The 8568-nt window shown below is 32.3% G+C and carries 6 protein-coding genes; 4 read left to right on the top strand and 2 right to left on the bottom strand.

All coding sequences use genetic code 11. The annotated features are described in order from the left end of the window. Nucleotides 1-483 precede the first annotated feature (483 nt). The 3 genes from AB1410_02190 to smc all read left to right on the top strand — a co-directional run bounded on the left by AB1410_02190 (nt 484) and on the right by smc (nt 6284). Nucleotides 484-1197 (top strand): hypothetical protein, encoded by a 714-nt coding sequence (locus AB1410_02190; GenBank protein MEW6455512.1) that lies wholly within the window; start codon nt 484-486, stop codon nt 1195-1197. 185 nt (nt 1198-1382) lie between these two features. Continuing rightward, the gene (locus tag AB1410_02185) at nt 1383-2801 is read left to right on the top strand and encodes a C45 family peptidase (protein MEW6455511.1); all 1419 of its coding nucleotides are present in this window, start codon (nt 1383-1385) and stop codon (nt 2799-2801) included. Between the two features lie 3 nt (nt 2802-2804). After that, nucleotides 2805-6284 carry a chromosome segregation protein SMC gene (smc, locus tag AB1410_02180; protein ID MEW6455510.1) on the top strand — a complete coding sequence of 1160 codons (3480 nt, stop codon included), beginning with the start codon at nt 2805-2807 and terminating at the stop codon, nt 6282-6284. Here the strand turns inward: smc and AB1410_02175 are convergent. Beyond that, a complete protein-coding gene (locus AB1410_02175; protein ID MEW6455509.1) occupies nt 6281-7753 on the bottom strand; it encodes a radical SAM protein in 1473 nt (490 codons plus the stop codon). The genes smc and AB1410_02175 overlap by 4 nt on opposite strands. Before the next feature lie 119 nt (nt 7754-7872). Here AB1410_02175 and AB1410_02170 point away from each other — a divergent pair, with 119 nt between their 5' ends. Then, nucleotides 7873-8367, top strand: coding sequence for an NUDIX hydrolase (locus AB1410_02170; GenBank protein MEW6455508.1), 495 nt, complete (start codon nt 7873-7875; stop codon nt 8365-8367). 5 nt (nt 8368-8372) lie between these two features. Here AB1410_02170 and AB1410_02165 read toward each other — a convergent pair. Further along, a partial coding sequence (locus AB1410_02165) for a hypothetical protein (protein ID MEW6455507.1) occupies nt 8373-8568 on the bottom strand: 196 nt, incomplete at its 5' end.

Raw genomic sequence — 8568 nt, 5'->3', positions numbered from 1 at the left:
GGAAAAGAAAGTCATCCTTGACTCAATCCAGCCACTCTGAGGTATAATGAAAATTCAGCGTCACTTCGCTCCGACAGGTGGCCGGTTTCAATCAGAATCAGTGGCCAGATTCATCGGAATATGCATAAAATAATCTATTTAATTCTTTTCATGATTTTTATGGGATTTTCCGTTTTAAATCACTCAATTTCGATAATATTCATTCCGGGTCTTCTTTTAATTTTTTATAATAAAGGATTTTTTAAAAGCAATAGAATAAATATTTTCCTTCTCTTTATTATCTTCTTTGTTGTAAGTTTATCACCGTTAATTTTTTTATTACTTATGAAATCTGGCCCGGTTTTAGTTTTTAAAACTTTGTATAGCGACACAATTTACCATTTTAAAACCTATTTTAGTCTAAAAAAAAGTCTAAAAGAGATATTTTTATATCCAATTTACCTTTTCTATCAATTTCCAGGGATTGGATTTTTATTAGGAGTAATGGGTATCTCTAATTTTCATAAATGTAACAAAAGAATTTTTTTTGGATTTTTATCTATTTTTGTATTGGATATTCTTTTTTCTTCTGCATATTTTTTCCAAAGACAGTTTGCCCTTTTACTTCCATCATATCTAATGTTTTCTGTATTTATTGGTTTTGGATTTAAATATTTAATGGATTATTTAAGAGGAATTTTTTATAAAAAAAATTATTCTAAGATTTCTTATTATTTAATCTCAATTATTTTAATATTTTTTCCACTGATATTGTATTATTCATTTCCTACAATTAATAAATATTTAAATTTAAACATTATAAAAATTAGAGAATTGTCCTATAGAAATAATATAAGATATTTTTTCATTCCAGATAAATCAAAAGAATATGGAGCATTGAATTACTCAAAGGAGGTATTTGAAGAAGTAGAACCTAATTCAATTATTTTAGTTGATTTTAACCCAGGCATGGCTCTTCTTTATTATCAAAAAACTTATAAAAAAAGAGAAGATGTGGAAATTGCAGTGATGATAGATACATTTATCCATAGGTACAAAAATCCCGAGAAAGAAATTCAAAAGTTTATAGAGAAAAATATTGATAAGCGGCCGATCTATTTAGGGGATAGATGGGAAGAGTATTATTTTCTCAATCATCTGAAAAGATTTTATAAATTGAAAAATGTTAGTTCACTTGTAAAGATCGAGAGAAAATAATCAGAATAAATTGTGTTACATTTTAACACCAGAAGAAATAAACATAAATTTTAGTTGACTTATTTTGGGTTATAAATTAATTTAATTTTTAAATTTAAAGGATGGAATATATTTTTATATTTAAAGCATAGATGAAAGACAAGAACATTGGAGTAATAAAGAATTTATCACCATAGGAGGTAAGGATGGTTAAAAATAGATTAATCTTAAAACTGACATTAATTGCAGGGGCAACTCTTTTTTTAATTTCATACATCAATTCTCAGGATTATTTGAAAGGTTCATCTAAATTTGAGAAAAATGGATGGGTATTTTTGCATTTAGAGGGGCCTCCTTATAACATTGGATATCAACATGGTTTTCTTCTTGCTAGTGAAATAAAGGATGCAATCGATGCGGTTTCATTTTATGCAGAGAAAGTATCAAAAAAGGACTGGAAATTTTTCAGAAACACAGCTGAAAAGATCTACTGGCCAAAGGTTCCAGAGGAATATCGTCAGGAGATAATGGGAATAGCTGATGGAATGAGAGATAAGGGTATAGAGAGAATAAAATGGGAGGACATACTGGCATTGAATTCCTGGATTGAAACTGCCTGGTATTATATTCCCTCGATAGAGAAAAAGAAAAAAGTAGAGAATAAATCTTTTCTTCCATTCGGAAGCTGTTCTGCGTTTATTGCCACAGGAGATGCCACAAAAGATAATAAAATAGTAATGGCCCATAACACCTGGATAGATTATTTCACCGGTATGCCTTTTAACATCATAGTGGATTTAAAACCTGAAAAGGGAAATAGAATCTTAATGCAATCTTATGCAGGATTTATTCACAGTGGCTCAGATTTCTATATAAATTCAGCAGGACTTATGGTCACAGAAACAACTATTACAGGGTTTGAGAATATTGACCCATCTAAGACTCCAGAATTTGTAAGGGTGAGAAAGGCAATCCAGTATGCTTCCTCCATTGATGAATGGATAAAAATAATACTTGAGGACAATAACGGCGGATATGCGAATGGCTGGCTTATAGGAGATGTAAAAACTGGTGAAATTGCAAGGCTTGAGTTAGGATTAAAAAATCATAAGATATGGCGAACAAACAATGGCTATTATGCGGGATCGAACATAGCTTTAGATGATAAGGTAAGGCAGGAAACTAAATTTAATTATGAGGATTCCTCCACAAGTCCTTATTCAAGATATCAGAGGTGGGAAGCATTGTTAAAGGAGAATTATGGAAAAATTGACATAGATTTAGCCAAGAAATACCTTGGAGATCATTATGATACATTTTTAAAAAAAGAAATCCCATCCGCAAGAACTCTTTGTGGCCATATAGAAGAGGATCCAAAGGGTGAACCTGCATGGAAGAAACCTCCTTTTTACCCAGAAGGAGCAATGGATGGGAAAGTAGCTGATTCAGACCTTGCTAGGAAAATGGCAATATGGGCTCACTGGGGTCATCCATGTGGAAAAGATTTTATCGCTCAAAAATTTATCGAAGAGCATAAGGATTTTAGCTGGCAGAAAGATTTTTTAAAAGACCTTAAAGCTATGGGATGGGTTGTTTTTACTATAAAGGAGGAAAATATTCAATAATTTATGAGAATCAAGAAAATAGAGCTTCATGGTTTCAAATCATTCCCAAAAAGAACAACGATAACTTTTCATCCTGGTGTAACTGCAATAGTCGGGCCAAACGGATGTGGAAAGAGTAACATTGTGGATGGAATATTGTGGGCTCTTGGAGAAAGTAGAATTAAATTCCTGAGGACTGAGAAAAGTGAAGACGTGATATTCAACGGTAGTGAGAAAAAAGACCCGATGGGGATGGCTGAGGTCTCAATCACTCTATCAGAAGATAGCAAAGAAGAGATATTGACTCTATCGAGGCTTTTTTATCGCTCAGGAGAATCTGAATATAAAATGGGAGAGAAGAAAGTCAGACTGAAGGATATTCAGGAGGAGTTATGGAAGTTAGGAATAGCTGGAAAAGAATATTTTGTGATCGAACAGGGTGCGATCGGTTCTCTTGTAAATTTAAAACCTCAAGAGAAAAGAGCTTTAATTGAAGAGGCTGCAGAAATTTCAAAATACAAAGAGAGAAAGAAAGAAGCAAAGTCAAAGCTCATTGACTCAGAACAGAATCTCAATCGAATTGAGGATTTAATTGTTGAGACCGAAAGACAGAAGAATTCCCTTCAGCGTCAGGTTTACTCAGCGAGAAAGTACAAAGAGTTAAGGGAGAGAATAAGAGATTTATCTTTAATTTATTATGAATTGAAATCTTCAGATTTGATGAAAGAGATTGAAAATTCGAGGAGAAAGATTGAGTTATACATTGAAAAAGAAACAGAGATTCATGCTGAATTGAAATCCAGAGAAAAGAGTTATTTTGATTTAAAAAGTTTAATTTTCAAAAATGAAAATGAATTGAAAGAGATTCAGAATGATTATTATGAAAAGAAATCAAGAATGGAAAGAGGCATCTCCCAGGTTGAGAAAGAATCAAAGAGAAAATCTTACCTGGAGGAGAACATAAAAAAATATGAGGAAAACATTAATGAATTGAATAAAGAAAGGGAAGTCATTGTAATGGAAATATTTAATTCAGAAGAGGAAAAGAGGGGAAATGAAGAAAGTCTAAAGATAAAAAGTATTGAGGCTGAAGCTCTTGAAGATAAACTCAAACAAAATTCAGAGAGATTGGTGGTGGTGAAAGAGGAGCTTGAAAACCTGAAAAAAGAAAATTTGATAAAATTTTCCGAGCATTCCAGCATAAAAAATACACTGACTGCCTATAGAAAAGAGTTTGAAAATATCATAAAGCAAAAAGAGAAATTATACGAGGAGATTAAAACAATAAATGAGTCAGAAATTTCTTTAAATCTTCAAAGAATTAATCATGCAATTGAAAATCTTAAGATTCAGAAAAAAAAGGTTTTAGAGAAAATAAAAAATCTTGAAGAAAAAAAGAATGAAATTTTAGAAATTTTTAAGATAAAACAGAATGAGCTTGAAGAAAAAAGAATTAAAAAATCTGAAATTTCAATGAGAGTTGATTTTCTTTCATCCACCGTAAAAGAAAAAATTAATGAATCAGCTCTTTACTCTTCAGGTAGGATGATAGATTTTCTTGATCTCGAGGCAAGATATTATGCTCCTGTTGAGAATTTACTGAAAGATGAGCTTTCTGCTTATTTGATGAAAAATGTTCCTGAGGGAAAAAAATGGCTTTCCTCTGAAAATGTGAAAGGAGCTTTTATTTTTCCAAGAAAAAGTGAAGAAGTTATCATACCGGATAATATAAAAGAAGATAAAGCATTTATTACGGTATTGATGATTAAATTGAAGGAAATAGACGAAGAGTTTTCTTTTCCAAATGCCATAGTAGTAGAAAAAATAGAAGATGCATTTCGATTATGGGAGAAATGGCCTGATTTTAATTATGTCACTTTAAAAGGGGATATATTGTTAAGCCATGGGCTTTTAAAAAAAAGAGAGAAAGAAGATGTGCTATCGTTTAGATTAGAGGTTAAAAATTTAAATAATACTTTAGTAAATTTGAATGAGGAGATAGATTCCCTGGAGAATGAAATAGGTTCAATGGAATTTAATGTTTTAGATATTGAGAAGGAGCTAAACACATTGAATGAAGATTTAAAGAATTTAGAAAAACTTTCTCTCGAAGCCGAATTCAAACACAACACTGAACTGAACAATAAGAGAAAGAATCTTCAAAGATTAGAAACATTGAAAATCGAAGTAGAACTGATTGAGAAAGAACAGAATGAATTGAATGAAAAAATTGATCACTCAGAAAAATCATTAATATATTTTGAAAATGCCCTTGGAGATTCAACAGATAATATTTCTAAAAAAGAAAAAGAAATTGATGAGATGGAAAAGGAGATAAGAGAAATTCAAGATGAGCTTTCGAAAAGAAAGGGTGAAAAGATTTTACTATCTGAGAGAATATTATCTTCGAAAAGGCGAATAAGCGAATTTTCAAAAAGATTGTCAGGAATAAATGAAAAAATTCAGCACATAAATTCAGATGTGGAAAAAAATAAATTGGAAATAGAGCAGGCAGATCAAATTATTAGAAGTTTTGAAAAAGAAATTGAAGGACTGGAGCATATAACCCAAAAGTTAAAAGATGACATATCTTCAGGAGAAAAGAATCTTTTTGAATTGAAAAATAGAGCTCAGGAAGTGGAAAAAGAGATTAATAAATTAAGAGAGAAATTAGAAATTGCAAGACAGGAGAGATCTCAGGAAGAAATTAGAAAAGCTCAATACGAAAGAGACTGGGTCAACCTTGAGGAGATGGCATGGAAAGAAACAGCTTTAAATCTTAAAGAGATTACAGGAAAATCATCAAAAACTTATGAGGGGTCCATCGAAGAATTACATGAGGAGTTAAAAAAATCTAAAGAGAGTCTTGAAAAATTTGGAGCTGTGAATCTCCTTGCTGAAGATGAAATGAAAAGCGTTAAAGAAAGGCTCAACTTTTTGAAAAAACAGAGGGAAGATATTCTTCAATCGATTGAATCTACAAACCACGCTATAAAAAGAATTGATGCAGAATCCAGAGAGCTTCTCAATCAAACCATTCAAAAGATAAGAGATAATTTTAAACTGACTTTTTCAACTTTCTTTGAAGGAGGAGAAGCTGATTTGAAAGTTATCGATGAAGAAAATCTCCTCGAAAGTGGGATTGAAATTTGGGCTCAACCACCTGGAAAGAAGCTCCAGAGTCTTATGCTTCTTTCCGGTGGAGAGAAGGCTCTTGCATCTTTAGCTTTTCTCTTTGCTTTATTTTTATGCAGACCAACACCATTTTGTATATTTGATGAGGTAGATGCGGCTTTAGATGATGCTAATCTTATAAGGTACCTGAATTTTATTGAAAAAATGAAAAATGATACTCAATTTATAATTATAACTCATAACCTTAAAACAATGGAAAAAGCTGATTATCTTTATGGAATTACTATGGATGAACCTGGAGAATCAACCATTTATTCGATCAGGCTCGATATGGAAAATAAAAATCCTCAGAAACTTTTAAAAAGTTAACTTTTATATATTTTTAATATTTTTACCTTTAAAAATACAAGAAACATTATTAAATATCTTTTCAGAGCAGAGAGAGAATTTATCGATGTCAGAGTAACCGGGATTTTTCTTAAATAAGAAATACCTTTTTTTGAGAAAGACCATCTAAACACAAGTTCTGATATATCAGCCCATGAGAGTTTGTCCTGAAAAAGAGGAACATAGCCCTGAGCTGCCGGAAGAGTGATAATTCTTTTATCTTTTTTTTTCGTCCATGTAAAATCCTCAGGAAATTTTCCCATTTCCTTTGCTTTCTTTTCAAGGTTTGTTCCTGGATATATGTGAAGTATTGAAATTGAGATTTCAGAATCATTCTTTAGTCTTTCAATTATATTGATTGTTTCCTTTGCTTCTTGCCATGTTTCAGTGGGATGACTGAAGATGAAAAAACAATTGGAAAGAATCTCCAGTTCTTTACACCACCTCACAATGTTATAGAGATGTTCAAGTTTTATGTTCTTTTTGATTATTTCTTTTCTTATTCTTTCCGAGCCAGCTTCAACGCCGAATGAAACATAATAGAGACCTGCCTTTTTCATTTTGGAGAGGAGTTCTTTCGTCATCACATCTATTCTTAGTTCACATGTCCATTGGATATCTAAATCTCTTTCCATAATTAAGTCGCATATTTTTTCAACTCTTTTTGGGTTAAAATTAAAGGTATCATCGTAAAACCATATTGCCTTTGCATTGTATCTATTAATGACATATTCAATCTCTTCAACCACTTTTTCTGGACTCATTGATCTAACAATTCTTCCCCAGTTTATCGGTGTTGCACAGAAGTTGCATTCAAACGGGCATCCTCTCGAGGTCATCAGATTGGCTGCAGGAAGTTTTCCTTTTCCCGGAACATCAAGATAGAAATTGTATTTTTCATACGGGATAAGATGTCTTGCAGGAAAGGGAAGTAAATCTAAATCATGGAGGGGAGATCTTGAAGGATTTATAAAAATCTTCCCATTTATTCTATATGATATTCCAGGAATTTTGCTCAATGAATCTTCCTTTTTGCTTTCCAGTGCTTTTACCAGTTCGTACGTAGTAATCTCTCCTTCACCCCTTACAACAAAATCAAGTTCAGGTATATGTTCTAGCGCATCTTGTGCTGCCATCGACGCATGAGGTCCACCAATTACTGTTCTTGCAGTAGGATAAACTTTCTTTGACCTCCTGATAAGCTCAAAAGCTAAAAATCTATTTTCTGTTGTTGTGGTCACTCCCACTACATCTGGTTTATAATTTGATATTTCTTTTTCAATTTCTCTCCATTTAAGTTCCAGGACTTCTGATGGAACAACTTTTACTTCCATTCCTTTATTTTCAAGGTATGCAGCAATATAGAGGATTCCCAAAGCTGGCATCAAAGTCCCTTTAGTCCATCTTTCTGCAAAATAACCACCTGGTGGGACCAAAAGCATTACTTTCATTAGTGCTCTCTATTTAGAAGTTAATTATAGATTTTGGATGAAGGGTTGTCAAAACTTTACTTGCTTACCAAAAATAGATTAATTTGTAATATAGTAATTTTTTTAAAGGAGCTGAAAAGATGAAGGGAAGAACAAATGTAAAATATGAACCTAAAGACAAGCCGAGGAATCCATTCCCCACAGTGGATATTATCATCGAATATAAAAAAGGAGACAAAGAAGGAATCATTTTGATAAAAAGAAAAAATCCTCCCTATGGTTGGGCAATCCCAGGAGGTTTTATAGAATACGGCGAATTTGCAGAGAATACAGCAATAAGAGAAGCAAAAGAGGAGACAAACTTGGATATTGAAATTTTATCCCAGCTTCATACTTACTCTAACCCTGAACGAGACCCAAGACATCATACAATTTCAGTAGTTTTTGTTGCAAGAGGATTCGGAACCGCGAAGGCAAAGGATGATGCATCTGAGATTGGAATTTTTAATAAGGATGAAATTCCTGAAAATTTAGCCTTTGACCACAATAGAATCTTAAAAAATTATTTCAACCTGAAAGAGGAGCTTCAAAAATTTGGATTGGATTTCAGTTTTTTCAGAAAGATATTTGATTAAATTGTCTAAATACATGAATTATAGCAAACGCATAAAATATTGTTACATGTAGGGCAAGGCTTTAGCCTTGCATTAAGCAACCCTAAAATAAGCTCACCTGATAAGTACCCATGCTTATATTCACTAAAAGAACCGTATTCTGGCATTCCTGTACTAACCACATTGCACCTTCTTATGTGCTTCAATAATTGATATATACTT

The organism is Acidobacteriota bacterium (genome assembly GCA_040756905.1).
Taxonomy (GTDB): Bacteria; Acidobacteriota; Aminicenantia; order JBFLYD01; family JBFLYD01; genus JBFLYD01.
This window is presented reverse-complemented; position numbering and strand designations above follow the sequence as displayed.